This is a genomic window from Clostridium algidicarnis DSM 15099, assembly GCF_002934235.1.
GTDB lineage: Bacteria > Bacillota > Clostridia > Clostridiales > Clostridiaceae > Clostridium_L > Clostridium_L algidicarnis.
In genome coordinates this window covers 45,524-71,210 of the sequence record NZ_PTIS01000007.1, presented here as the reverse complement: position 1 = coordinate 71,210, position 25,687 = coordinate 45,524, and the positions used below count along the sequence as shown (strand labels likewise).

At 29.4% G+C, this 25,687-nt stretch carries 24 protein-coding genes; 9 read left to right on the top strand and 15 right to left on the bottom strand.

Going from position 1 to position 25,687, the window contains the following annotated elements:
• Positions 1–26: 26 nt before the first annotated feature.
• The 4 genes from BD821_RS06610 (at position 27) to BD821_RS06595 (ending at position 2,473) form a co-directional block, all read left to right on the top strand.
• Positions 27–287 carry a stage V sporulation protein S gene (locus BD821_RS06610; protein WP_029453060.1) on the top strand — a complete coding sequence of 87 codons (261 nt, stop codon included), beginning with the start codon at positions 27–29 and terminating at the stop codon, positions 285–287.
• Positions 288–424: 137 nt separating this feature from the next.
• Positions 425–1,618 carry a pyridoxal phosphate-dependent aminotransferase gene (locus BD821_RS06605; RefSeq protein WP_104409807.1) on the top strand — a complete coding sequence of 398 codons (1,194 nt, stop codon included), beginning with the start codon at positions 425–427 and terminating at the stop codon, positions 1,616–1,618.
• Positions 1,619–1,686: 68 nt separating this feature from the next.
• The gene (locus BD821_RS06600; protein ID WP_104409806.1) at positions 1,687–2,148 is read left to right on the top strand and encodes a PTS sugar transporter subunit IIA; all 462 of its coding nucleotides are present in this window, start codon (positions 1,687–1,689) and stop codon (positions 2,146–2,148) included.
• 64 nt (positions 2,149–2,212) lie between these two features.
• Positions 2,213–2,473 carry an HPr family phosphocarrier protein gene (locus BD821_RS06595; protein WP_104409805.1) on the top strand — a complete coding sequence of 87 codons (261 nt, stop codon included), beginning with the start codon at positions 2,213–2,215 and terminating at the stop codon, positions 2,471–2,473.
• A gap of 41 nt (positions 2,474–2,514) precedes the next feature.
• Here BD821_RS06595 and BD821_RS06590 read toward each other — a convergent pair whose 3' ends face one another.
• Positions 2,515–2,736 (bottom strand): DUF378 domain-containing protein, encoded by a 222-nt coding sequence (locus tag BD821_RS06590; RefSeq protein WP_104409804.1) that lies wholly within the window; start codon positions 2,734–2,736, stop codon positions 2,515–2,517.
• 127 nt (positions 2,737–2,863) lie between these two features.
• On the opposite strand from BD821_RS06590, the gene purB reads away from it, so the two are divergent.
• On the top strand, positions 2,864–4,294 hold the full coding sequence (gene purB / locus BD821_RS06585) for an adenylosuccinate lyase (RefSeq protein ID WP_104409803.1): 1,431 nt from the start codon (positions 2,864–2,866) through the stop codon (positions 4,292–4,294).
• Positions 4,295–4,541: 247 nt separating this feature from the next.
• The gene (locus BD821_RS06580) at positions 4,542–5,537 is read left to right on the top strand and encodes a tyrosine recombinase XerC (protein WP_029453066.1); all 996 of its coding nucleotides are present in this window, start codon (positions 4,542–4,544) and stop codon (positions 5,535–5,537) included.
• Positions 5,538–5,691: 154 nt separating this feature from the next.
• Here the strand turns inward: BD821_RS06580 and BD821_RS06575 are convergent, their stop codons facing one another.
• Positions 5,692–6,123 carry a hypothetical protein gene (locus BD821_RS06575; protein ID WP_146076375.1) on the bottom strand — a complete coding sequence of 144 codons (432 nt, stop codon included), beginning with the start codon at positions 6,121–6,123 and terminating at the stop codon, positions 5,692–5,694.
• Between the two features lie 202 nt (positions 6,124–6,325).
• Here BD821_RS06575 and lexA point away from each other — a divergent pair, with 202 nt between their 5' ends.
• Positions 6,326–6,934: a transcriptional repressor LexA gene (gene lexA / locus BD821_RS06570; RefSeq protein WP_029453068.1), complete on the top strand. Its 609-nt coding sequence runs from the start codon at positions 6,326–6,328 to the stop codon at positions 6,932–6,934.
• 43 nt (positions 6,935–6,977) lie between these two features.
• On the opposite strand, the gene BD821_RS06565 is transcribed toward lexA, so the two are convergent.
• From BD821_RS06565 to miaB, 6 genes are all read right to left on the bottom strand, one after another.
• On the bottom strand, positions 6,978–8,258 hold the full coding sequence (locus BD821_RS06565; RefSeq protein WP_104409802.1) for a methionine gamma-lyase family protein: 1,281 nt from the start codon (positions 8,256–8,258) through the stop codon (positions 6,978–6,980).
• A gap of 91 nt (positions 8,259–8,349) precedes the next feature.
• Complete coding sequence (gene hfq / locus BD821_RS06560; RefSeq protein WP_104409801.1) at positions 8,350–8,592, bottom strand: RNA chaperone Hfq; 243 nt, start codon at positions 8,590–8,592, stop codon at positions 8,350–8,352.
• Between the two features lie 101 nt (positions 8,593–8,693).
• Complete coding sequence (gene miaA / locus BD821_RS06555; protein WP_104409800.1) at positions 8,694–9,617, bottom strand: tRNA (adenosine(37)-N6)-dimethylallyltransferase MiaA; 924 nt, start codon at positions 9,615–9,617, stop codon at positions 8,694–8,696.
• Between the two features lie 48 nt (positions 9,618–9,665).
• Positions 9,666–11,567, bottom strand: coding sequence for a DNA mismatch repair endonuclease MutL (gene mutL, locus BD821_RS06550; RefSeq protein ID WP_104409799.1), 1,902 nt, complete (start codon positions 11,565–11,567; stop codon positions 9,666–9,668).
• A gap of 59 nt (positions 11,568–11,626) precedes the next feature.
• Positions 11,627–14,374 carry a DNA mismatch repair protein MutS gene (mutS, locus tag BD821_RS06545; RefSeq protein WP_104409798.1) on the bottom strand — a complete coding sequence of 916 codons (2,748 nt, stop codon included), beginning with the start codon at positions 14,372–14,374 and terminating at the stop codon, positions 11,627–11,629.
• 57 nt (positions 14,375–14,431) lie between these two features.
• A complete protein-coding gene (gene miaB, locus BD821_RS06540) occupies positions 14,432–15,745 on the bottom strand; it encodes a tRNA (N6-isopentenyl adenosine(37)-C2)-methylthiotransferase MiaB (RefSeq protein ID WP_104409797.1) in 1,314 nt (437 codons plus the stop codon).
• A gap of 297 nt (positions 15,746–16,042) precedes the next feature.
• On the opposite strand from miaB, the gene BD821_RS06535 reads away from it, so the two are divergent.
• Both BD821_RS06535 and BD821_RS06530 read left to right on the top strand, forming a co-directional pair.
• The gene (locus BD821_RS06535; protein WP_029453075.1) at positions 16,043–17,230 is read left to right on the top strand and encodes an aminotransferase-like domain-containing protein; all 1,188 of its coding nucleotides are present in this window, start codon (positions 16,043–16,045) and stop codon (positions 17,228–17,230) included.
• A gap of 92 nt (positions 17,231–17,322) precedes the next feature.
• Entirely contained in the window at positions 17,323–18,516 is a 1,194-nt protein-coding gene (locus tag BD821_RS06530; RefSeq protein WP_104409796.1) for a pyridoxal phosphate-dependent aminotransferase, read from the top strand.
• A gap of 127 nt (positions 18,517–18,643) precedes the next feature.
• On the opposite strand, the gene BD821_RS06525 is transcribed toward BD821_RS06530, so the two are convergent.
• The 7 genes from BD821_RS06525 to gdhA all read right to left on the bottom strand — a co-directional run bounded on the left by BD821_RS06525 (position 18,644) and on the right by gdhA (position 25,519).
• Complete coding sequence (locus tag BD821_RS06525) at positions 18,644–19,516, bottom strand: GNAT family N-acetyltransferase (protein ID WP_029453077.1); 873 nt, start codon at positions 19,514–19,516, stop codon at positions 18,644–18,646.
• Between the two features lie 82 nt (positions 19,517–19,598).
• Complete coding sequence (locus BD821_RS06520) at positions 19,599–20,648, bottom strand: CotS family spore coat protein (RefSeq protein WP_035794409.1); 1,050 nt, start codon at positions 20,646–20,648, stop codon at positions 19,599–19,601.
• A 172-nt stretch (positions 20,649–20,820) separates the two neighbouring features.
• A complete protein-coding gene (gene ispH / locus BD821_RS06515) occupies positions 20,821–21,678 on the bottom strand; it encodes a 4-hydroxy-3-methylbut-2-enyl diphosphate reductase (RefSeq protein WP_104409795.1) in 858 nt (285 codons plus the stop codon).
• Positions 21,679–21,690: 12 nt separating this feature from the next.
• A complete protein-coding gene (gene cmk / locus BD821_RS06510) occupies positions 21,691–22,338 on the bottom strand; it encodes a (d)CMP kinase (RefSeq protein ID WP_104409794.1) in 648 nt (215 codons plus the stop codon).
• A gap of 70 nt (positions 22,339–22,408) precedes the next feature.
• Complete coding sequence (aroH, locus tag BD821_RS06505; RefSeq protein WP_104409793.1) at positions 22,409–22,780, bottom strand: chorismate mutase; 372 nt, start codon at positions 22,778–22,780, stop codon at positions 22,409–22,411.
• Entirely contained in the window at positions 22,780–24,003 is a 1,224-nt protein-coding gene (locus tag BD821_RS06500; RefSeq protein ID WP_104409792.1) for a BaiN/RdsA family NAD(P)/FAD-dependent oxidoreductase, read from the bottom strand. The genes aroH and BD821_RS06500 overlap by 1 nt, the downstream gene beginning before the upstream one ends.
• Before the next feature lie 148 nt (positions 24,004–24,151).
• The gene (gene gdhA / locus BD821_RS06495; protein WP_104409791.1) at positions 24,152–25,519 is read right to left on the bottom strand and encodes an NADP-specific glutamate dehydrogenase; all 1,368 of its coding nucleotides are present in this window, start codon (positions 25,517–25,519) and stop codon (positions 24,152–24,154) included.
• Positions 25,520–25,687: the final 168 nt, after the last annotated feature.

The following is a 25,687-nucleotide window of genomic DNA, read 5'->3' as shown; positions in this document are numbered from 1 at the left end:
GATTTTATATTTAGGGGGTAAAATTAATGGAAATATTAAAAGTATCTACTAAATCTAATCCTAACTCTGTAGCAGGGGCCTTAGCGGCCATATTAAAAGAAAAAGATACCGTAGAAATTCAAGCTATAGGAGCTGGAGCTGTTAATCAATCAATCAAAGCTATAGCAATAGCGAGAGGGTTTGTGGCTCCTAGTGGTAAAGACCTTATTTGTGTGCCTGCATTTACAGATATTGAAATTGATGGAGAAGAGAGAACTGCAATCAAATTAATTATCCAATGTAGGTAATTATAAAAGGACTTGCAACTACGAAATCATTTTGTTTTTTGCTATAATGAGTTTAGTAAAGGGTTTCAAATTGTATTAGATTTTTTATAGATATAAAATTATAAACACAAAATATATTTAAAACGGGGGAAACATAAATGAAACTTTCTTTAAAAGCAAAACAAATAGAACCATCTTTAACTTTAGCCATTACGGCTAAAGCTAAAAAAATGAAATCAGAAGGTATAGATGTCATTGGCTTTGGAGCAGGAGAACCTGATTTTGATACTCCAGAAAATATTCAAAATGCCGCTATAGAAGCTATGAAAAAAGGATTAACAAGATATACACCAGCATCAGGAATTATTGAACTTAAGAATGTTATTGTTGGAAAGTTTAAAAAAGATAATAATCTTTCTTATGATTCATCACAAATAATCATATCCACAGGTGCAAAGCAATGTTTAGCTAATGTATTTCAAGCTATATTAAACCCTTGTGATGAAGTTATTGTGTCTACACCATACTGGGTGAGCTACCCTGAACTAATAAGGCTTGCAGACGGGGTACCGGTATACGTAAATAGTGGAAAAGGAAACAATTTCAAGTACACTTTAGAATCATTGAAAGGTGCAGTAACAAGCAAAACAAAGGCAATTATAATTAATAGTCCTAATAATCCTACAGGAACTTTGTACAGTAAAGAAGAATTGGTTTTTATAGCTAACTTTTGTAAAGAAAATGATATAATAATAATCTCTGATGAGATATATGAAAAATTAATATATGGAGACAAAAAGCATATAAGCATAGCTAGTGTATCTGAAGATGCTTACAATAGAACTATAGTTATAAATGGTGTGTCTAAATCCTATGCAATGACTGGATGGAGAATTGGATATGCTGCTGGCCCAAAAGAGATAATCAAGCTTATGTCTAACATACAAAGCCATACAACCTCTAACCCTAACTCCATAGCTCAATATGCGGCCGTTGAAGCTATTTCTGGGAATCAAGATACTATGGATTTTATGGTAAAGGAATTTAGCAATAGAAAAGATTATATGGTTAATAGAATTGAAAAGATAAAAGGTATATCTGCAATAAATCCAGATGGCGCATTTTATGTAATGATAAATATAGAAGATTTACTAAATAAAAAGATTAATAATGAGGTTATAAAGGATTCATTAGATTTTTCAAGATTACTTCTAGAACAAGAAAGAGTAGCAGTTATACCAGGGGACGCTTTTGGAGTTAGTAATTACATAAGACTATCTTACGCTACCTCTTTAGATAATATAAATAAGGGTTTAGATAGAATAGAAACATTTATAGCTAAGATAATTTAAACAGTTTGTTTTAAAAAGATGATTTAGTGTTATATTGATAGTATGAACTTTAGATAAGGAGTGTTATTATGGAAAAGAATTTGAAATTATATCTACCAGTTGAGGGTGCAGTAAAACCAATATCTGAGGTGAACGACTATTTATTTAATAAAAAGATAATGGGTGAAGGCATCGCCATAGAACCAAAAGGAAATTTTTTATACGCTCCTGTATCAGGAGAAATAACTTTGATTTATGAAGGACGGCATGCTTTATCTATAAAAACAGATTCGGGACTGCAAGTATTAATACATGTAGGGATAGATTCTGTTAAGTTAAACGGTAAAGGATTTGCCTATTATGTAAATAAAGGAGACCATGTCGATGTAGGAGATAAAATTTTATTTTTTGATAGAGAATATATAGAAAAGTATGCATCAACTACAACACCTATGGTAATAACGAATTCAGAACTTATTTCCAACATATCATTTAATTATAAAGCCTATAAAGTAGGGGATGTAATTATGGATATTACTTTAAAACCTTGAACTATGAAATAAACATGATATAATATAGTAGCTAATTAAAATTTGAATTAAAGAGGTGAATATAATGATTTCAAAAGAGGTAATCGTTAAAAATAGCACTGGACTTCATGCGAGACCTGCTACATTGCTTGTTAAAAAGGCGTCTTCATTTAAATCAGACGTGAGCATAGAGTTTAATGGGAAAAAAGCTAATGTTAAAAGTTTAATAGGAGTTTTATCTCTTGGCGTAACAAAGGATTCTACAATTACAGTTATGGCGTCAGGAGACGACGAAACTCATGCAGTAGAAGAAATAGTTAAGCTAATTAAATCATTAGAAGAATAAGAAGAAAAAAATAAAAAGATACTCCATAAAGGAGTATCTTTTTATTTTTCTTTAAAACTTATTAATCTAGTTCTAAAAATAAAAACTAAAAGATTTAAGCCTGAAATTCCTATGATAATATATAAAAGCCTTTCTATAAAGTCAAAAGAACTAAAAAGCAAATAGAATATATTAGTATTAGTAACTCCGATTAAACCCATGTTTATTGATCCTATTATAACTAATATGAATGATATCTTATCAAAAATATTTAATTTATACATAGCATCCTCCTTATAATATCTAATATTAGTTTATTAATTAAAAACTAAAATAGAACTATTTAAATAAATATGATATAATACGAATAATGATATAATTAAAAACAAATACGTTCGTATGGAGGTAATTATGAGAAACCAATATTCTACACCACTTAATAGCAGGTATTCTTCTAAGGAAATGAGCTATTTATTTTCTGAAGAGTATAAGTTTACTACTTGGAGAAAGTTATGGGTGGCATTAGCAAGAAGCGAGAGGGCACTCGGACTTGATATAACTGAAGATCAAGTTTCAAAATTAGAAGAAAATATACATAATATAAATTATGAAGATGCTATAATTAAGGAAAAAGAAATAAGACATGACGTTATGAGCCATATTTATGCTTATGGACTGCAATGTCCAGAGTCAAAAGCAATAATACATTTAGGGGCTACCAGCTGTTTTGTTGGAGATAATACGGATCTTATAATAATGAAGGAGGCACTTAATCTTATTAAAAAGAAGATTTTAAATATAATAAATTCTTTGTCTAAATTTGCAATAGAATATAAAGAGCTTCCTACTCTTGGATTTACACATTTTCAACCAGCTCAACTTACAACAGTAGGAAAAAGGGCGACTTTGTGGATTCAAGATCTTATGATAGATTTAGAAAGCTTACAATATGTAATAGATTCACTAAAGTTTAGAGGGGTAAAAGGAACTACTGGAACTCAGGCAAGCTTTATGAATTTATTTAATAATGATGAAGAGTTGGTAAAAAAATTAGACACCTTAGTTGCGAGAGAATTTGATTTTAAAGAAAGCTATGATGTTACTGGCCAAACATATCCTAGAAAAATAGATTCTATAGTACTTAATACACTTTCCGAAATTGCTCAAAGTGCTTATAAGTTTAGTAATGATTTGAGATTACTCCAAGGCATGAAGGAAATGGAAGAACCTTTTGAAAAGACTCAAGTAGGTTCATCGGCTATGGCATACAAAAGGAATCCTATGAGATCTGAGCGCATAGGTGCCCTATCAAGGCTAGTTATAGTGAATTCTTTAAACCCTGCAATAACTGCTGCGACTCAATGGTTTGAAAGAACTTTAGATGACTCTGCTAATAAGAGAATAGCTATAGCTGAGGCTTTCCTAGCTTTGGATGGAGCTTTAAATCTTTATTCAAATATATCTTCAAACTTAGTGGTCTATGATAAAATAATCGAATCTCATGTAATTAACGAATTACCTTTTATGGCTACAGAAAACATATTAATGGAAGCTGTAAAAAAAGGTGGAGATAGGCAAGAACTTCATGAACGAATAAGAATACATTCTATGGATGCGGCAAGTAGAGTTAAAAAAGAAGGACTTAATAATGATTTAATAGATCGAATAATAAATGACAAAAGCTTCCCTTTTACTGAAGATGAAATTACAAAAATTATAAATCCTAAAAATTTCATAGGAAGAGCTCCAGGTCAAGTTACTGATTTTATTCAATCTAAGGTAAAACCTATACTTGAAAATAATTCTGATTTAATTGGTGGCATAACTGAAATTAATGTATAAAACCAATTTCACGATTTTTGCCTTGGTATATTCTGATTTCTTAACTAAAGGTATCAAGTGTGGTGGAAACATACTTGATACCTTTAGTTTTATTAGATTTTAACATAAAAACATGATTTTTATGTTAAATAATTAAAATCCTACAAATAACGTCGCTAAATGTATATTTAGCGACGTTATTTACTTTTTTATAAAAGTAAGGTAAACTATATATATAGGAATAATATATGAAATTTAGGTGATAATCATGAAATATGACATAAAGAGTATTTATAATCAAGATCTTCCCCCTTCTGTTATAGCGTTTTTAAGCTATTTAGAAACTATTAAAGGTAAATCAATAAATACTATAGAAGCATACAAAGTTGACTTAACTATGTTCTTAAGATTTATAAAAGCATACAAAGGCCTTTCAAGTGATGATTTAGAATTTGAGGATATACCTATTAATGATGTAGATAAAGCGTTACTTCAACAAATATCTTTAACTGATTTATATGCATTTATATCATTTACTGAAAAACATAGAAATAATGGAAATTACGCTAGAGCTAGAAAAGTAGCCACCTTAAAGTCTTTTTTTAATTACCTTAACAATAAGGCTAAGATCATTAATGAAAATCCCGCTACAGAATTAGAATCTCCAAAGATAAATCAAAGGAACCCTGTATACTTAACCCTTGGTGAGAGCCGCACCCTTCTACATTCAATGGATAAAAGTGAAAAGAATTATGAGAGAGATTATTGCATAGTAACCATATTTCTAAATTGCGGATTAAGGCTTTCAGAGCTATGCGGTATAAATATTTCTAGAATTAAAGATGATACTTTAACTGTTATAGGTAAAGGAAATAAAGAAAGAACGGTTTATTTAAATCAAACCACATTAAGTGCTATAGATGATTATTTAAAAGTAAGAGATGCATCAAAGGTTGCAGAAAGTGATAAGGATGCTTTATTTATAAGTTCGAAAAATAATAGGATAAATAAAAGAAGCGTTGAAAGAATAGTAAAAAAACATATAAAAGCAGCGGGGTTAGATAGTGATAAGTATACTCCTCACAAATTAAGACATACTGCAGCAACTTTAATGTACAAGCATGGTAATGTAGATATAAGAAGTCTTCAAGATATATTAGGCCATGAAAATATATCTACTACCCAAATATATACTCACGTAGATGACGAAAGATTGAGGGAAGCAGTAAAATCTAATCCTTTAAATCAAGACGAAACTATATGATTTTAAAGAAAAATATAGAACTCTTATGACCATTTATACCTATAATATTATTTTAAAATCTAAAATAAAATTACAGAGGCAATTGAATTTCAATTTACCTCTGTAAAATTTAATTTTTAACTAGTATATAATTTATTTTTTACTTACGTATCCCCTACTCTTTTCCTTTTAATATTATTAATCCTGGATAGGCTTCAGTTGCTAATGAATTAAAATTTGACTCGTTATCTAATATACTTTTTACGTTTTCTAAATCTTCTATAAAATAAACTTTTTTATTGTCCACTTCTTCTATATATGGATCATTTATATTTTCTAAATTAAAGTTTTTATCATCAGATTCATAATTAGGCTTATTCTCATTGGGCGCATATTCTAAGTCCGCTAAGTTCTTTGGAAACTCTTCCCCTTCTAAAACATAGTTCTCTAGATCTTCCATATTTATAGAACGTACATCTGAGATGTTTTCCTCTAAACACTTAAAGCAATTGTCACAAATCTTATTTGGATCTAAGTCACACATATCATCCTCTGTGCTAGAATCATAATTAGATAGTTTGTTTTTATTTTTATCCGTAGTAATCACCTCTATCTTAAATTTACAATATATTAAACTTTAGTATTATATTATAACACAAAGATTTTAAAAATCAATTTTAAAAAAATAATGAAAAATAGCATAAGAAAACTTTTTGTAAATATTATCAAATTAAAAGAACGTAGGTTTGAATTAAGTGAGATTATATGGTATAATAATTTTATTAATTAAGATTGTGGGGTGTTTATTAATGACGGAACAAGCAAATTCAAAACAAGAAGAAATATACGCATTTTTAAAGAGCTATACTGAATTAAAAGGTTATCCTCCTTCAGTAAGAGAAATATGTGAGGCAGTGTCATTAAAATCGACTTCTACTGTTCATGGACACTTAAAAAGATTAGAGAAAAAAGGTTTTATAAAAAGAGATCCTACAAAACCAAGAGCTCTAGAAATATTAGAACTATCCATGTCTAAAAAGGAAATGGTTGATATCCCAATCATAGGAAAAGTTACTGCTGGATTACCTATCTTAGCTGTAGAAAATATTGAAGATACATTTTCTATGCCTATGAACTTTGTAAAACATGATAAGGACTTATTTATATTAAAGGTAAGTGGGGATAGCATGATTGATGCAGGAATACATAGTGGCGATTTGGCCATTATTGAAAAAGGTGAAACTGCAACCAATGGTGAAATTATTGTAGCGCTAATAGAAAACGAAGCTACAATAAAAAGATTTTTTAAAGAAGATGGTTTTATAAGACTTCAGCCAGAGAATAAGAGTATGAGCCCAATAATAGTAAAAGACTGTGTTGTTTTAGGAAAACTAGTAGGAATATATAGAAGATATTAGAAAACAATAAAAGCACTAAAGTTATAGTGCTTTTATTGTTTTATTATTTCATTATTTTAGACAGTGCTATTAAAACTCCAAGCTTACCATGATCAAAGGTTAATCCACCTTGAAGATAAGCTATATATGGATCTCTTATAGGTGCATCTGCTGAAAGTTCTATGGAGGATCCTTGAATAAACGCTCCAGCAGCCATGATTACTTGATCTTCATATCCTGGCATTTCCCATGGCTCACATTCCACAAAGGAATCTATAGGTGATCCTTGTTGTATGCCCTTGCAAAAGTTAATTAAAATATCCTTATCATTAAACTTTATAGCTTGTATTATATCACTTCTTTTATCATCAAATTTTGGCATAACCTCAAATCCTGAAAGTTCCATAAGTCTTGAGGCAAATACAGCTGTTTTTACTGCTTCCATAGATATATGTGGAGCCAGAAAAAGGCCTTGAAACAATTGTCTCATCACTCCAAAAGTTGACCCACACTCCCCTCCTATCCCTGGCACAGTTAGTCTAAAGGATGCTTGTTTAACATACTCCTCTTTTCCAACTATATAGCCTCCTGTAGGAGAAATACCTCCACCTATATTTTTTATTAATGAACCGGCCATTAAGTCAGCACCAACATCTGTAGGTTCTTTTGTATCTATAAATTCACCATAGCAATTATCAACAAATACAATTACATCTTTTCTTATGTCCTTTATAAAAGTAATCATTTCTTCTATTTCAGAAATTAAAAATGATTTTCTCCAGCCATAACCTGTAGAACGTTGTATATGTATAAGCTTTATGCTTTTATCAGTTTCAAGCTCTGACTTTATAGCTTTAAAGTTAACCTTACCTTCAAATAAATCTATTTGTTTATAATTTATTCCGTACTCTTTAAGTGAACCGATATTTGTTTCGTTGCTTATTCCAATTATCCCATGAAGAGTATCATAAGGGGTACCACAAATAGATAACATAGTATCATTAGGTCTTAAATTACCGAAAAGTGCTGTACCTATGGCATGTGTACCATTTACAAAGTGCGGTCTTACAAGGGCAGCTTCTGCATTAAATATTCTGCAATAAACTTTTTCAAGTGCGTCTCTTCCTATATCTCCATAACCATAACCTGAAGAATTAGTAAAATGTATATCGCTTATTCTTTCTTTTTGCAGTGCCATCAAAACCTTTGTTTGATTATATTCTCTTATCTCATCATACATCTTAAATTGATCATCTATATCTTTTAAAGTCATTTCATATAGTTCTAAGATTTTATCGCTTATTCCGTAATTAGATTTATATAGTTCTTTTGTAGCGTCAAGCATTATTTAGTCTCCTTCGAATTTTAAATTTATATGTAAATACAATAAATTAATAGGCAACTAAGTTGCCTATTAACCCCTAAAATCAAACAAATTATTTATTGAATTCTTCAGTGTTATTAAATGAAATTGGTTTTAGCGGGGTTATTGTTGTAATCGCATGTTTATATACTAGCATTTCTTTACCATCTGAATCAAGTATAATAATAAAATTATCAAAGCCTTTAACTATACCTTTTAGCTGAAATCCATTAGTAAGGTACATAACTACGGGTACATTATTTTTTCTTGATTCATTTAAAAATATGTCTTGTAAGTTATTTGTTAATTTATTCATATCCTCATCCTCCAAAATATCTTTAAGGTAGTATTCTATAAATATAGAAAATATCCTCTTTAGATTGTATAGATTAATAGTTTATAATATATAGCGCCTTATTAACCTTTTATTTCTTTAGTAATAAAATTTAATATTTCTTCATCTGAATATATATCTTTATCCATATATTTAACCCTTGGGTCCTTTCGAAACCAAGTTAGTTGCCTTTTTGCATAATTTCTAGAATTTTGTTTTATATCCTCTATAGCATCATCTAAGTTAGTATCTAAACTAAGATATTTTAGTAGTTCTTTATATCCAATTCCTTGCATAGATTGTAAGTTCTCACTGCAGCCTAAGGATTTCAACTTAGTTACCTCTTCTAAAAGCCCGTGCTTCATCATAATGTCTACCCTTTTATTTATTCTATCATATAAATCTTTCCTATTCATAGTAAGGGCATAATAATATATATCATAAGGAACATCATATAAATTATCTCTTTTAAAAGAACTAAAGGGTTTTCCCGTAATGTGGTAAACTTCTAATGCTCTAATAACTCTTTTCGAATTGTTTGGATGGATTTTATCATAACTTTCTGTATCTATGTCCTTAAGCATACCATGGACATATTGTTTCCCTTTTTCTTTTGTTAAGTTTTCTAGATAATTTCTATAATCAATGTCTTTGTTTCCTTCAGTAAAATCTAAGTTGCATATAATAGAATCTATATAAAGGCCCGTACCACCTGAAATTATAGGTATCTTTTTTCTACTAATGATATCTTTAATTTTTTCAGTGGCTAAAGATTTATATTCTGAAACTGTAAAACTATCCATTGGAGATATTATATCTATTAAATGATGTGGTACCTCTTCTTGAAATCTTTGTTCTACCTTAGCTGATCCAATATCCATATCCTTATATATTTGCATAGAATCTGCTGAAATTATTTCTCCATCAATACTCTTAGCAAGCCTAATAGATAAATCTGTTTTACCAACTGCTGTAGGCCCTGTGAGTATTATTAATTTGTCTTTCATTTAGATCACCTTAATTAAATGGTTTATGCTAGAGTGGAATAACATAAACTATTGTACCCTTTTAAATTTTTTTTCTAATTCATAATTAGTAAATTTTATAATTGTTGGTCTACCATGAGGGCAAGTAAAAGGCTCTTCTATTGTAGAAAGCTCTTTTAATAATGATTTCATCTCATCTAAAGATAGTTTATCATTTCCTTTTATGGCAGACTTGCATGCCATAGTTGCAATTCTATTATACTTTACAACATCCGTACTTCCTGTACCGAAATTTTTAATATCATCTAATATAGATAAAAATGTGTTTTTAACATCTAGTTTACCTAATATATAAGGAACTTCTCTAATATATAAGGTGTTTTCACCAAATTCTTCTATATGAAATCCACTTTTTAAAAACAGTTCTTTATTTTCAATATAATATCCAAAATCCTCATAGTTAAGCTCTAAAATACAAGGAGTAAGTAAGCTTTGTATTATGACATTTGAATTTACAATTTCTTTTTTATACTTCTCGAAAAATATTTTTTCGTGTGCTGCATGTTGGTCGACAATATATAGTGTATGATCATATTCTGCTAATATATAGGTTTTATTATATTGACCTATTACATTTAACGGCGGAAGTTTATCTTTTTTAAAGCTATCTTCATCTAACTGAATCTCAGATCTAGATAGATCGTGGCTTTTTAAATCTACTGGAATATCTATAGTTCCCACAGTTATATCTTCTTTATTTAACATAACATCATCTTGATTTACAGAACCCTTAGTATCATTAAAAGCATCCTTTTGTATACTAGGTAAATCATCATGGCCATATTTATAGTCATTACTTTTAGGCTCACTTGAATTTTGAACAAAGTTTGAATTCTCTTTTAGAAAGTTTATCTTTTCATAAGGAGAACCTTCATAAATACTTGGTTTATTTTTTTCCTCGGGTAAATAAAAGCTGCCTTCTAGATGATCTTTTAATTTATTATGGACTGCATTAAACACAGAAGAATAAATGATTCTTTCATCTTTAAATTTAATTTCAGCCTTAGTTGGATGTATATTAACATCAATATATTCAGGAAAAATATCAATAAACACTATGAAAAATGGATGTTTATTAATAGTCAAAAAGCTTCTATAAGCATTTTCTACAGCAGTGGTTATAGTTCTATTTTTGATAAATCTTTTATTAATAAAAATAGATTGGTTGTTTCTACTTTTTCTACTTATCTCCTCGGTACCTATATATCCATATACAGATAAGGTATCTTTATGATTTTCAAAATATATAGAGTTATCAGCTATGGTTTTACCATAAATACTTCTTATGCTATCTAGCTGATTAGAGGTTCCATAAGTAGTTAAAGATTTTTTATTGTTATTATAATAACTAAAAGATATTTCTGGATTAGAAAGGGCAATTTTACTTACAATCTCACTAATCAATGAGGTTTCTCTTGTTTTAGACTTTAAAAACTTTTTTCTTGCAGGCACGTTATAAAATATGTCTCTTACTTCTATAGTTGTACCTACATTACATCCAACTTCTTTTATAGATTCAATCTTACCACAAGATACAAAAATTTCTACACCAAAATCATTAGAGGTTATTCTAGAAGATAGTCTTACCTTAGAGATCGCTGCTATACTAGCTAAAGCCTCTCCTCTAAATCCTAGAGTGTTTATATTGTATATATCTTCAATAACTGAAATCTTACTTGTAGCATGAGGTATAAAGGCAGTTTTTATATCATCAGGATGTATGCCTACACCATCATCAATTATTTTTATTAAAGTTTCTCCACCCTCTTCTATTTGAATTGTAATATTTTTTGCCTTAGCATCTATACTATTTTCTAAAAGTTCTTTAACTACAGAAGAGGCTCTTTCAACAACCTCCCCTGCTGCAATTTTATTTGAGGTGTTTTCATCTAAAATATTAATTCTATCCAAAAGGTATCACCACCTTTTATTAATTTATATCCTTAATTTTTTTATCTAATTTATTAAGTTTAATCTATATCTTTAGCTTTTTTAACCAGTTCATTAAGTTTAACCATGCAATCTAAAGGAGTCATGTTTAGTATATCAATTTCAGATATATCTGCCATAAAGTTTTCTTTCTTTAAGTCTTTAAATCCTATCTGATATATATCCTTTTTATCCAGAGGTTGATGGCTATCTTCTTTAATTAAATCTTTATTAATTTTAAGTGGGTCTTCTTTATCAATATTTTCATTGATTTCAAGTTCATTATTTGAATTGCTCTTTAAATTTTTTTCATTATCTAGAATCTTTTCACCATCTAGATCTTTTTTGTTATCTAAATGCTTTTCCTTCGATATCCTTTTACTCTTAGAATCCTTCTCAAGGCTTAAAAGGATATCTCTTGCCCTATTTATAACCTCTTTTGGAAGGCCTGCAAGTTTTGCTACATCTATACCATAAGATTCATCTGCACCTTTAGGTAATATCTTTCTTAAGAACACTATGCTATTATCTATTTCTTTTACAGAAACTGAATAGTTTTTTACGCCCTTAAGGCTATCTTCAAGTACTGTTAGCTCGTGGTAGTGAGTTGCAAATAAAGTTTTAGACCTTAAATTTTTATTTGTACAAATATATTCTATAACGGACCATGCTATACTAAGCCCATCATAAGTACTAGTCCCCCTACCCACTTCATCTAATAAAATCAAGCTTTTACTTGTAGCGTTTTTAAGTATATTAGAAACTTCGCACATTTCAACCATAAAGGTACTCTTACCACCAGCTAAATCATCTGATGCACCAATCCTTGTAAATATCTTATCACATATACTTATATCTGCATAATCAGCAGGTACAAAGCTGCCTATTTGTGCCATTAATACTATAACAGCTATTTGACGCATATAAGTTGATTTACCTGCCATATTAGGGCCTGTAATAAGCAATAGTTGATCATCATTTGTATTCATGTAGGTATCATTACTTACAAACCTACCTTTTTCTATTACCTTTTCAACAACGGCATGCCTTCCCTCTTTAATATTTATATAGTCCTCATCATTTATAATTGGACGTACATAATTATTATCTAGAGCTACATTAGTTAAAGAATAAAGACAATCTATAGTGGATATATGCCTTGCTGTAGTTTTCATTCTTTCAACATGGTTTTCGATTTTATCTCTTATATCTACAAATAATTTGTATTCTAAATCTATAAGATTTTCTTCTGCACCTAAAATTTGATCTTCAATTTCTTTTAACTCTTGAGTAATGAATCTTTCCGCGTTAGATAAAGTTTGTTTCCTTATGTATCTATCCTTTGGAATAGAATCATAGTGAGTTTTAGTTATCTCTATATAGTAACCAAATACTTTATTATAACCTATTTTTAAAGACTTAATTCCAGTGAACTCTCTTTCTTTACTTTCCATAGAGGCTATCCACATTTTTCCCTTAGATTTTGCTTCTTTAAAGCCATCTATTTTTGAATTAAAACCCTCCTTTATTAAGTTACCTTCCTTTAAAGATAATGAAGGTGTCTCTATTATAGAATCATCTATAAGATTATAGACATCTTCTAATTCATCTATATTATTACTTATATCTTTTAATATATTAGATTTAGAATCTTTTAATAGCCTTTTTATATCTGGAAGCTTCTTTAAGGAAGCTTTTAATGAAAGTAATTCCTTAGCATTTACATTTTTATTAGAAATTTTTCCTATAATTCTTTCTATATCATAGATATCTTTTAAGGAATACTTAATATCATCTAAAAGTCTAAGGTTTTTGTAGAGCTCATCTACACCGTCTAATCTATAGTTTATAAGCACCTTACTTATAAGGGGCTGTTCTATCCATCGTCTAAGCATCCGGCTACCCATAGCTGTATTAGTGTTATCTAATATACCAAGTAAAGATCCCTTTTTGCTTTTATCCATTATATTTTCTGTAAGTTCTAAGTTCCGTCTAGAATTTACGTCTATAGACATAAATTCATAAACATCGTAAACCTCTAGAGAGGTTATGTTAGATAATGATTGTTTTTGTGTATCCATGATGTAATTTAACAATCCACTAGCAGAAAAAACTATTTCCTCTTGTAATGAAGTTTTATTATTTGGGAATTGAAGTTTTACATTTTCATAAGAATTATTAGTAAAATAATTTATAGGTTTTTTAGTTATAACAATATTATTAAAAATATTTGTTTTAACATCAAGGCTTTCTTCGATGTCTTCACATATAATTATTTCTTTAGGTCGGAATTTAGAAAGTTCATCTATAACCAAATCATAATTTAAGCTAAATACTGTGCTAAAAAATTCTCCGGTTGAAATATCCGATATACTTAGCGATATATTTTTATGATCCCCATAAATACTCATTATATAATTGTTTTTATTTTCGTCAATAAAACTACTATCATTAAAGGTACCAGGGGTAATAACCTTTATCACATCTCTTTTAACAATACCTTTAGCCTCTGCAGGGTCTTCTGTTTGCTCACAAATGGCTACCTTATAGCCTTTAACTATTAGTCTACCTATATAAGCCTTTGATGCATGATACGGGATGCCACACATAGGAGCCTTTTCTTCTAAACCGCAATCCCTTCCGGTTAGAACAAGTTCTAGTTCCCTTGAAGCTAACTTTGCATCTTCAAAAAACATTTCATAAAAGTCACCTAATCTAAAAAACAATATACAATCTTTATAACGTTCTTTTATCTCAAAATATTGTTGCATCATAGGCGTTAGTGCCATATTATTTCCTCCTTAGTGTTGATTTTAAAAGGTCTTAGTATAAATATTTAAGACTTTTTAAATTTTCTCTCCATTAAGAGAAAAAGATAAAGCTTTGGTTATCTTAACATTAACCAATTCACCTATGTCCGTTGTATCCCCTACAAAGTTAACTATTTTACCTGTACGAGTTCTTCCACAAAGCTTAGTATCATCATTTTTACTAGGACCATCTACAAGAACTTCTAAAACTGCGCCTTCATAGCTCTTATTTTTATTTATAGCAACTTTATTTACAATCTTCATTAGATTATTAAATCTTGCGTGCTTTTCTTCATTAGTTATTTGATCTTCCATCATATCTGCTGGTGTATACTTTCTTCTTGAGTAAATGAAGGTATAAGCAGAATCAAATTCTACTTCTTCTATAAGACTTAAAGTGTCTTCAAAGTCCTTTTCTGTTTCTCCAGGGAATCCTACAATTATATCTGTGCTTATTGATATACCTGGGATTTCTTTTTTTACCTTCTTTATTATATTTAAATAATCTTCTCTATCATAATGTCTATTCATCTTCTTTAATATGTCACTAGAGCCACTTTGAACAGGGAGATGTATTTGTTCGCATATCTTATCACAGTCTCTAATTGCATAGATTACCTCATCTGATAGATCCTTTGGGTGAGATGTCATAAATCTTATTCTTTTAATTCCATCTATTTCATTAACACGTCTTAAAAGCTCAGCAAATGTAATCTTTTCATCTAATTCCTTTCCATAGGAATTAACATTTTGTCCTAAAAGGGTAATCTCTTTATAGCCCTTTGAAATTAGATCTTTTATTTCATTTTCTATATCTAGAGGCTTTCTACTTCTTTCTCTTCCTCTAACATAAGGCACTACACAGTAAGTACAAAAATTATTGCAGCCATACATTATAGTTACAAACGCTTTTGTGTCACTATCTCTATCTATAGGTACCCCCTCTATAATTTTAGTTTCTTTATCCATTATCTCTTTTATTTGTACCTTGTCTTGAATAACTCTATTTAGGTACTCTGGGAACTTATAAGCATTATGTGTTCCAAAGATTATATCAACAAAGGGATGCTTTTTAAGAATCATATCTGCCATACCCTTTTGTTGCATCATACAACCACAAACAGCTATAATTAAATCTGGGTTTTCTTTCTTTATATTTTTTAATGCACCTATATTACCATAAACCTTAAGTTCTGCATTTTCTCTTACACAACAAGTATTAAATATAATAATGGATGCTTCTAATTTGTCTTGAGTTTTTTCATAACCCATATTTTTTAGCATTCCAGAAAGTTTTTCTGAATCTTCCTCATTCATTTGACAACCAAAAGTTTCTATATAATATTTCATTATTTCTTCTACTCCTCATTATACTATTTTCAAAAATATTGTTTTCAATAACACGAAAATATCATTTTACTACATTATATATAACTTCATAGCTTTTTTGAAGTTATATTTTGTATATTGCCTTATATATATTCATAATTTAATAATAAATTGGGTAAAAAAGTTCTTGGTTAATTAAGATTTATTTAAATAATTGAAAAATTGAAATAAATGCTTCCTAAGAATATAATAAAAGAGGAAAAGTAATTGCCTTGTAGAACTATATAAGTGGACGTAATATATTTTGGAGGTGCTTTTATGAATATTCAATTCTCAGATAGAATGAGCGAAATTAAAGCTTCAGCAATCAGAGAACTATTAAAACTAACACAGCAACCAGAAATAATATCTTTTGCAGGGGGGTTACCTGCTCCTGAGTTATTTCCTTTAGAAAATATGGAGAAAATAGCTTCAAAGGTTATAAGAGAACAAGGTCAAGCTGCACTACAATACAGTACTACTGAAGGATTTAATCCTTTAAGAGAAGTTATAATTGAGCAAAGGTTAAAGCCAGCTGGTATAAATGCTACTTTAGATAACATTATGATTTGTAGTGGTTCTCAGCAAGCTTTAGAATTCTCTGCTAAATTATTTGTTAATGAAGGAGATGTAATCCTTTGTGAAAGTCCTACATATTTAGGGGCAATAAATGCGTTTAGAGCTTATAGGCCTAGATTTGTAGAGATACCTATGGATGATGATGGAATGATTATTGAGGAGCTTGAAAAGGCATTAAAAGAGAATAAAAATGTTAAATTTATTTATACTATCCCTGATTTCCAAAATCCAACAGGTAGAACTATGAGTATAGAAAGAAGAAAGAAACTTGCTAAGATAGGTGCAGAGTATAATATACCAGTACTTGAAGATAGTCCTTATGGTGAATTAATATTTGATGGAGAGGTTTATCCTAGCATTAAAAGCTTTGATGAGGACGGATTTGTAATTCAACTTGGAACATATTCAAAAACTTTTTGCCCAGGACTTAGAATTGGTTGGATATGTGCACATGAGGATATAATACAAAAATATGTAACTATAAAACAAGGAGCAGACCTTCAGTCTAGTACATTAGACCAAAGAATAGTAGCTGCTTATATGCAAGAATATGATTTAGATGAGCATATAAAAACTATAATAGAAGTTTATAGAAAACGTAGAGATGTTATGATTAACACTATGAAAGATACCTTCCCAAAAGAAGTGAAGTTCACAAATTCTAAGGGAGGATTATTTACTTGGGTAGAGCTAAGAGAAGATTTAGATGCAGCTAAGATACTAGAAGAGGCATTGAAATTAAAAGTTGCTTTTGTACCAGGAGCATCTTTCTTCCCTAATGGCGGAAATAAAAATTACTTTAGATTAAATTACTCAAACATGTCTGAAGAAAAGATAAAAGAAGGTATAGAAAAACTTGCAGAAGTTCTAAAAAAATATTACAAGTAATTTATAGTAATTTATAGGCCTTTCCTGTAGATTAAATTTATGGGAAGGGCCTTTTAATTAAATAATTTTCTAATTTAAAAGGAGGTTATTATATGATATTTTCTGAAAGAATCCAGTCAATGCAATTTTCTCCTATTCGTAAACTTACTCCTTATGCAAATGATGCTATAATTAAAGGTAAAAAGGTATTTCATTTAAACATCGGTCAACCAGATATTGAAACACCGGAATTATTCTTCGAATCTATTGCAAATTTTAAAGAAACAGTACTAAAATATACTAACTCTCAAGGAATGGACATATTAATTGATAGTTTTATTAAGTATTATAAACAGTGGGATATAAACTTTGAAAAGGACGAAATATTAATAACTAATGGTGGTAGTGAGGCTCTATTATTTGCTATGATGGCAATATGTGATATTGGTGATGAAATTATAATTCCAGAGCCCTTTTATACTAATTATAATGGGTTTAGTGAAGCTGCGGGAGTTAAAGTAGTACCTTTTTTAACTAGAGCAGAAGAGGGATTTCACCTACCTAAAAAAGAGGAAATATTAAAAAAAATAACACCTAAAACTAAAGCTATATTAATATCAAACCCAGGTAATCCTACAGGGGTTGTTTATACCTATGATGAGGTAAGAATGTTGTCTGATATAGCTAAGGAGAAAGACATATACTTAATTGCTGATGAGGTTTACAGAGAATTCGTATATGATAATCTAAAATACACTTCTGCACTCTACATGACTGATATCTTAGATAGAGTTATCTTAATAGATAGTATATCTAAGAGATATAGTGCTTGTGGTGCTAGAATCGGTTTAGTAGCTTCTAAGAATAAAGAGCTTATAAACCAAATACTTAAATTGTGTCAATCAAGGCTTTGTGTTCCAACCTTAGAACAGGTCGGCGCCGCTAGTTTGATTAATACTCCTAAAGAATACTTTTCAAGAGTTACAAAAGAGTATGAAAATAGAAGAAATATACTATATGATAATCTAAGTGTTATACCAGGTGTGATTTGTGAGAAACCAACAGGAGCTTTTTATGTAATTGTAAAGCTTCCTATTGAAGATGCTGAACATTTTTCTAAATGGATGCTAACAGATTTTGAATATGATAATAAAACAGTAATGGTAGCTCCAGCAGAAGGGTTCTATGCAACGCCTTCACTTGGGAAAAATGAAATTAGAATATCTTATTGTATAAATTCTGATGAGCTAAAAGAAGCCATGATGATATTATCTAAAGGATTAGAAAAATATAAAAGTATTTTTTAATAAAAAGGAGGGTGTACACCCTCCTTTTTATTATCACTATAGTTTGACTAACTACTTTCGAAAAAGATAGTTAGTCAAAAAATAACTTTGAAATATTTTGTTTCTTGTTGAAAACATTGCCATTTTTTTAAATCACAGTATGATTAAATCCCCAGGTTGAAATCTCTTCTTTAAATGTAAACCCAATGCTTTTATACAAACTTATAGCTTTTAGATTGTCTTCTAAAACCTTTATAGATACTCTTTCATAACCTTTCTCTAAAGCTATGTTTAATAACTTTTTTAAAAGAATCTTACTATAGCCTTTACCTCTAAAGTTTGGTATAAGACCAAAGTTAACTATGGTTACCTCATCATTGTCTAAAATTAGTTGACCATAACCTATATAATTATTTTGATACTTTAAAAATACACTGCAAGATTTAAGATAATAATCTTGATTTTCATCGAATATTATATCTTCAACTATAAGAGGTGTTCTATCTTTATTTTGGAATATACTATTTTGAATAAAGCATCTTAAAGATTCTTGACTCCCCTCTTTAAGTATCTCAAAATTTAAGTCTTTTGAAATATTAAATTCAAAAGGACTATCTAAGTTTATTGTTAAATTTTTATTTGATTCAACTTTAATAAATCCTAAACATTCCAATAATTCATAGTTGTAATTGTTTTTTTTACACTCATATAATAAGTTATAATCTTTTTTAAAATTACTTATATAATTATTAATAGAAACAACATTAGAAGATTTATCAATCCACATATCATTTATAACATAATCATGTCTTTCATACTGGCTATACCACATATATCCAATATAACCCGTATCATCTTTAAGCAATAAAGTAGAAGATTTCATATGAATCTTTTCAAAAGTATTATAACTATTGTAATGGAAATGGTAGTCTTTATTTAATTCATTAAATTCTTTAGAGTCTTTTAACATGTTTTTAAATATATCATAATTCTTTCCTGAAAGTTTAACAGAGTTATACATAATTACCTCGTCATCATCCTTAATTATTTAACAAAATTAGTATAATACATGGTTCAATTTAAGTCAATAAATTATAATGTAACTACATAGATTCTATATACTCTAGGTAGTCATTTATAAACAGTTCTTGAATGTCTATATATTGTATTATTTTATCTAACTTTTTCATATATTTCATTTCACTATAATTTTTATGCTTTACATATCTTTTTTTGCCAAGCTTCCAAAACTTGTGAGGAAATATAATTAGGGCGAGCATTATTTCTAATTCTTCTTTCGTAAGGGGTCTCTCTTCTACATAAGATTCTATTATAGGTTTTGCCTTATTAAAGTCCCATTTAAATTCACTTTTATGCATAATTCTTCTTATGTACTTTCCTAAATCATTAACTTCTAAATCTATGATTATACTATCTAGATCTACAATATAATAACTATCTTCAGCTTTTAAAATATTTTGATAATAAAAACTATCATGACATAAGGTTTTGTTATATTCTGCTTTTTTTGATACAGCATAGTACTCAGAATTTTGAAGTATATTTAATGAAAGCATTCCCCTTTGGTATAAAATATCTATATATTTAAGATAAGTTTTATCAAATTCATTTATAAGTCTTTTACGTTCTATTATCCTTTTGTAATATTCAAGATCAGAAAGATTTTCTAAAAATACCTTTGGCCAGTTTTTTAAATTGTTTTTTATTTTAAGATTAGATATATCTATCTTTTCTACTGCATTATGAAACTCTGCTAGCAGTAAAGCACATTCAGCGGCATCTAGGGTAGTATCTATACTGCATTCTTTACCATCTATCCACTCCGTTAAATAGAGGATGTATTTACTATACTTAACATAGTTATAGCCATCTTTAGTTTTAATGTATTTTGCTACCTTTTTAAATCCTATTTTATTTAGCTCTTGCACTAATATAAATCCGTTTTTTACTTTATATCTGCCACTTTTCATCCGTTTTAAACAATAGGTGCCTTCTTCACATATAACTTTATAGGCACTTCTCACCTTTTGCACCTCTATAATATTGAATCCATATTGATTCATAGATTGTTCTATCATTTTCTTTTCTTTAGGCCATATCTTAATATTACTATTAGAAGAGTCTTCTAACAATTATCTCACCTCATAAGAATATTATAATCTATATAAATATACTTATATATTAATATTTTATGACATAAATGGTGAAACCTCATTAAGAATTATAGCAATCCATCTTAATGAGGTTTTATTATTTGAAAGTATTTTAAAATTAGAGGTTAAATATTCACAGTGATATTTAAGATTAAAGATGTTTTTCTTCACTGATTTTATTTAGTACCTCATCTATAACAAAGCTTGGTGTAGAGGCTCCTGCTGTAATTCCTATAACAGTAGAATCAGGCACCTTAAAAAAGTCAAAAGGTAATTCTTTTGCTGTTTCTATGTGTATGGTATCTTTGCAGTTTGATTTGCATATTTCATATAGCTTATTTGTATTAGAACTATTCTTACCACCTATAACTATCATCTTATCAGATTCTTTTGAAATATTAAAGGCGTCTTTTTGCCTAGTTTCTGTAGCTGAGCATATAGTATTAAATGCTAAGAATTCTTTGCACTCTTTAGAAACTACATACATAACCTTTTCAAAGTTTTCTTGCTTTTCTGTAGTTTGTGCTACAATACATACCTTTTTAGGTAAAGAGCTAGTTACATCACCATTTTTAAATACAAGTGCATTATTATCACACCATCCATTAATACCTTTGATTTCTGGATGATTCGGATCTCCAACTATTATTATAGAGTAACCTAATTCATAATATTTATTAACCTTTTTTTGTATATGAGATACAAATGGACATGTTAAATCCACTATATTAAGTTCCTTTTCTTTTAACGTTATATATACATCTTTAGATATACCATGAGATCTTATGATTATAGTATCATCTTTTTTTAAGGAAGATAGGTTCTCTATGTCTACAGGGGTTATTTTATGGTCTTTAAGGTGACTTATAACACTTTCATTATGAATTAGAGGCCCTAGTGTATATATGGGCTTATTTAAGGCTTTTTGAGTAAGTAAGGCTTTTTCCACAGCTCTTTTTACTCCAAAGCAAAATCCTGAGTTTTCTGATATTATTATTTTAGCACCCATTATTATCTCCTTTTAAAACTTTATATATTGAGAAATCTTATTTACAACACCATCTATATCAAGACCTGTAGTATCTATCTCTATAGCATCTTCTGCTTTTTTTAGAGGATCGCTCTCTCTTGTAGTATCTAGATGGTCTCTTTTTAATATATCTTCTAATATATCGTCATATTCCACACTTAAACCTTTGTTAGTTAATTCTATATATCTTCTCTTAGCTCTTTCAGAAGGAGAGGCTGTAAGAAAGAATTTAAAGGGTGAATTTTTAAGAACCACGGTACCTATATCTCTACCATCCATGATTACATCATATTGCTTTGACATATCCTGTTGCAATTTAACTAACATTTGTCGAACCTCAGGTAAGGCTGCAAATTCAGATACATTTTTACTTATATTAGGATGCGTTATTTCATCTTCTATGTCTTTACCATTCAATATTAATCTATCGTTTTTAAAGTTCATATCCATGGTATCTATTAAGTTACATAATGTTTTAGTATCTTTTGAACTAATATTATTGGTAATAGCAGTTAATGTAACAGCTCTATACATAGCCCCTGTATTTATATACATAAGATTAAACTTTTTTGCTATTAATTTAGCAATGGTACTTTTCCCTGCACCTGCAGGCCCGTCTATAGCTACTGATAATCTCAAAACAATTCCCCTTTTCTATTATATTAATAATTGCTGTTTATATTTTTAAAACACTTAGAATTTAAACTTGTTACACTCTGTTTAAATCTGGTCTAAGGTTTGTAGCTCCTTTTAGGTATATAGGATAGATATCTTTAACATCAGCTTTAGGACTATCGTATAATACAAGGACCCTTATACATAGCGGTAGGTACTTTTCTTTTTCTACTTCCATTTCATTAAAGTGCATAATTGCAGTACTTGTTAATCCTAGAGCTTCACGAAGATACTTTCCAGGATAATCCTTAGTTATATCTTTTGTACAGGAAAATACAATAGATATAATTTTATCTATTGTAAGATTATTCTTTTTTATCATAGTATCTATAAGTTCTATAGTTGATTCTTTTATATATTTTTTTTCATTATCTTCAATTGTAGTAGCACCTCTAATTGCTAGCATTAAACTTCACCTACTTTGCTTCCTGCAAGATACCCTGTTGATAAAGCTATTTGTACATTATAACCTCCAGTAAAGGCATCTACATCTATGACCTCACCTGCAAAATATAAGTTGTCTATAATCTTAGATTTCATTGTAGAGGCATCTATTTCCTTAGTATCAATACCACCTGCAGTAACAATAGCTTCATCTATTGACCTTAACCCCTTTACATTAACTTCTATATTTTTTAATAAGTTAACTAGACTCCGTCTCTCATCTCTTGTAATTGTGTTTACCTTTTTTTCAGGAGAAATCCCACTAAGCATTATTATAACATCTATAAGTTTACTTGGTAATAGATCTATTAATGCATTTTTAAAATCCTTATTTATATATTTTATAAAATCTTTTTGGACTCTATTATCTAAGGTACTAATATCTAAGGATGGTTTTAAGTCTATTTTAATTTTATATGATTCCTTATTATTTACGTATCTACTGGAGGTTAAAACTATAGGTCCTGAGATACCGTAATGTGTAAATATCATCTCACCAAATTCTTTGAAAATCGTTTTATTATTTTTAATTACACTTAGTTCAACATTTTTAAGTGAAAGTCCTTGAAGATCTTTTATCCATTCTTCTTTAATTTCTATAGGAACCAAAGAAGGCTTTGCTTTAATTATATTATGCCCAAGTTTTTTTGCGAATCTATATCCATCACCTGAAGATCCAGTTTGCGGATAAGATACACCTCCTGTACACAATATAAAATTATCAGCTTTTATTTCTTCTCCACTTTGTAGAACTACTGAAGTAATTGATTTATTGGTATATAAAAAATCTTTAACCTTTGAATTTAAAATTATTTTAATATTCTTTTGTATGAGCTCTTTATTAAAAGCTGCAATTATATCAGAAGATTTATCTGAGGCTGGGAATACCCTATCCCCTCTTTCAACTTTAAGAGGTACGCCTAAGGATTCTAAATAATTCATTACATCTAAATTATTAAATGTATAAAGGGAACTATATAAGAATTCTGGATTTCCAGGGATGTAATCAAAAAAATCACTTATGTCCTTAGCGTTTGTAACATTACATCTTCCTTTGCCTGTGATATATAATTTTTTCCCTATCTTTTCATTGGCTTCTATCAAATAAACTGTATTATTTTCGGAAGCTTTTAATGCGGCCATTAACCCTGCAGGGCCTGCGCCTATTACTACAACCTTTTTCATATGTTCAACTCCTAGTTCATAACTATATTTAACTAGCTTAATGATAGACTTTGATAAAATATTTGTCAATTTATAAATTATCTACTTTATAATAAAACTAAAAAAAGCAGCTAAAACTCAAAGAGTTTTAGCTGCTTTTTATTATATTTTAGTAAATTCCTTGAAGCATCATAGCTTCTGCTACTTTTAAGAATCCAGCTATGTTTGCACCAGCTACTAAATTATATCCGAATCCACAAGATTCAGCTGCGTTCATAGCATTGTCATGGATACCCTTCATTATGTGATGTAATTTAACATCAACCTCTTCAGCAGTCCATGCAAGTCTCATACTATTTTGTGCCATTTCAAGAGCTGATACTGCAACTCCTCCAGCATTAGCAGCTTTAGCTGGTCCAACTATTAATCCTTTTTCTAAGAAATATTTAAGAGCTTCATTTGTACATGGCATATTAGCAGCTTCACATACAAATTTTATATCATTATCAACTATTTGTTTTGCATGCTCTAAACTTATATCATTTTGAGTAGCACATGGTATTATGATATCAGCTTTAGTTCCCCATGGTTTCTCACCTTTGAAGAACTTAGCACCAAATTTATCAGCATAGTCTTGAGCTTTATCTCTTCCTGAATTTCTCATTTCTAATAAGTAATTAATCTTTTCTTCTGTTATAACACCATCTTTATCATAAACATATCCATCTGGTCCGGATATTGTGATAACTTTACCACCAAGTTCTGCAACTGTTTTACAAACACCCCAAGCAACTTGTCCAAATCCAGAGATAGCTACTGTTTTTCCTTTTATAGTAGTTCCATTATGTTTTAACATTTCCTCGCAAAAATAAGTTACACCAGCTCCAGTTGCTTCTGGTCTACCTATACATCCACCATAAGATAAGCCTTTACCAGTTAAAACTCCATTTTCAAATGCGCCTTTAATTCTCTTATAATATCCATACATATATCCTATTTCTTTTGCTCCAACTCCAAGGTCTCCTGCAGGAACGTCTACATCAGGACCTATGTGTCTATATAACTCAACCATGAAGCTCTCACAGAATCTTCTAATTTCTCCGTCAGATCTTCCTCTTGGATCAAAATCAGCTCCACCTTTACCTCCACCTATTGGAAGTCCTGTTAATGAATTTTTAAGCACTTGCTCAAAACCCAAAAACTTTATAATTCCTAAATAAACTGATGGATGAAATCTTAGTCCACCCTTATAAGGTCCTATAGCTCCATTAAATTGAACTCTGAATCCACGATTAACATTTACTTTACCTTGATCATCTACCCAAGGCACCTTAAACATTATTTGTCTTTCAGGTTCGCAAAATCTTTCTAGAAGATTAGCTTCTATATATTCTGGATGGTTTTCTAAAACAGGTTCTAATGATTCTAATACTTCTTCTACAGCTTGAATAAATTCTGGTTCCCCAGCATTTCTACTCTTAACGTTTACAATTACCTGTTCAATATACTTCTTAGGACTTAATGTTTCATTTGTCATTAATAATACCCCCCTAAAATGAATGTAATTCTGCATGTCACATTATCTTTGAATATAAAACTTTCTGACAATGTATTATATTCTATGTGAAGCATCTTATTCCTTCTTTAATTATAAAGATTCTCAACTTTGCAATTATTGATATTAAAATTAATCAAACCTTTATTT

What these genes read in the sequence shown, in the direction of transcription:
- BD821_RS06610 (WP_029453060.1), top strand. Translation starts at nt 27, where the DNA reads ATGGAAATATTAAAAGTATCTACTAAATCTAATCCTAACTCTGTAGCA.
- BD821_RS06605 (WP_104409807.1), top strand. Translation starts at nt 425, where the DNA reads ATGAAACTTTCTTTAAAAGCAAAACAAATAGAACCATCTTTAACTTTA.
- BD821_RS06600 (WP_104409806.1), top strand. Translation starts at nt 1,687, where the DNA reads ATGGAAAAGAATTTGAAATTATATCTACCAGTTGAGGGTGCAGTAAAA.
- BD821_RS06595 (WP_104409805.1), top strand. Translation starts at nt 2,213, where the DNA reads ATGATTTCAAAAGAGGTAATCGTTAAAAATAGCACTGGACTTCATGCG.
- BD821_RS06590 (WP_104409804.1), bottom strand. Translation starts at nt 2,736, where the DNA reads ATGTATAAATTAAATATTTTTGATAAGATATCATTCATATTAGTTATA.
- purB (WP_104409803.1), top strand. Translation starts at nt 2,864, where the DNA reads ATGAGAAACCAATATTCTACACCACTTAATAGCAGGTATTCTTCTAAG.
- BD821_RS06580 (WP_029453066.1), top strand. Translation starts at nt 4,542, where the DNA reads ATGAAATATGACATAAAGAGTATTTATAATCAAGATCTTCCCCCTTCT.
- lexA (WP_029453068.1), top strand. Translation starts at nt 6,326, where the DNA reads ATGACGGAACAAGCAAATTCAAAACAAGAAGAAATATACGCATTTTTA.
- BD821_RS06565 (WP_104409802.1), bottom strand. Translation starts at nt 8,258, where the DNA reads ATGCTTGACGCTACAAAAGAACTATATAAATCTAATTACGGAATAAGC.
- hfq (WP_104409801.1), bottom strand. Translation starts at nt 8,592, where the DNA reads ATGAATAAATTAACAAATAACTTACAAGACATATTTTTAAATGAATCA.
- miaA (WP_104409800.1), bottom strand. Translation starts at nt 9,617, where the DNA reads ATGAAAGACAAATTAATAATACTCACAGGGCCTACAGCAGTTGGTAAA.
- mutS (WP_104409798.1), bottom strand. Translation starts at nt 14,374, where the DNA reads ATGGCACTAACGCCTATGATGCAACAATATTTTGAGATAAAAGAACGT.
- miaB (WP_104409797.1), bottom strand. Translation starts at nt 15,745, where the DNA reads ATGAAATATTATATAGAAACTTTTGGTTGTCAAATGAATGAGGAAGAT.
- BD821_RS06535 (WP_029453075.1), top strand. Translation starts at nt 16,043, where the DNA reads ATGAATATTCAATTCTCAGATAGAATGAGCGAAATTAAAGCTTCAGCA.
- BD821_RS06530 (WP_104409796.1), top strand. Translation starts at nt 17,323, where the DNA reads ATGATATTTTCTGAAAGAATCCAGTCAATGCAATTTTCTCCTATTCGT.
- BD821_RS06525 (WP_029453077.1), bottom strand. Translation starts at nt 19,516, where the DNA reads ATGTATAACTCTGTTAAACTTTCAGGAAAGAATTATGATATATTTAAA.
- ispH (WP_104409795.1), bottom strand. Translation starts at nt 21,678, where the DNA reads ATGGGTGCTAAAATAATAATATCAGAAAACTCAGGATTTTGCTTTGGA.
- aroH (WP_104409793.1), bottom strand. Translation starts at nt 22,780, where the DNA reads ATGCTAGCAATTAGAGGTGCTACTACAATTGAAGATAATGAAAAAAAA.
- BD821_RS06500 (WP_104409792.1), bottom strand. Translation starts at nt 24,003, where the DNA reads ATGAAAAAGGTTGTAGTAATAGGCGCAGGCCCTGCAGGGTTAATGGCC.
- gdhA (WP_104409791.1), bottom strand. Translation starts at nt 25,519, where the DNA reads ATGACAAATGAAACATTAAGTCCTAAGAAGTATATTGAACAGGTAATT.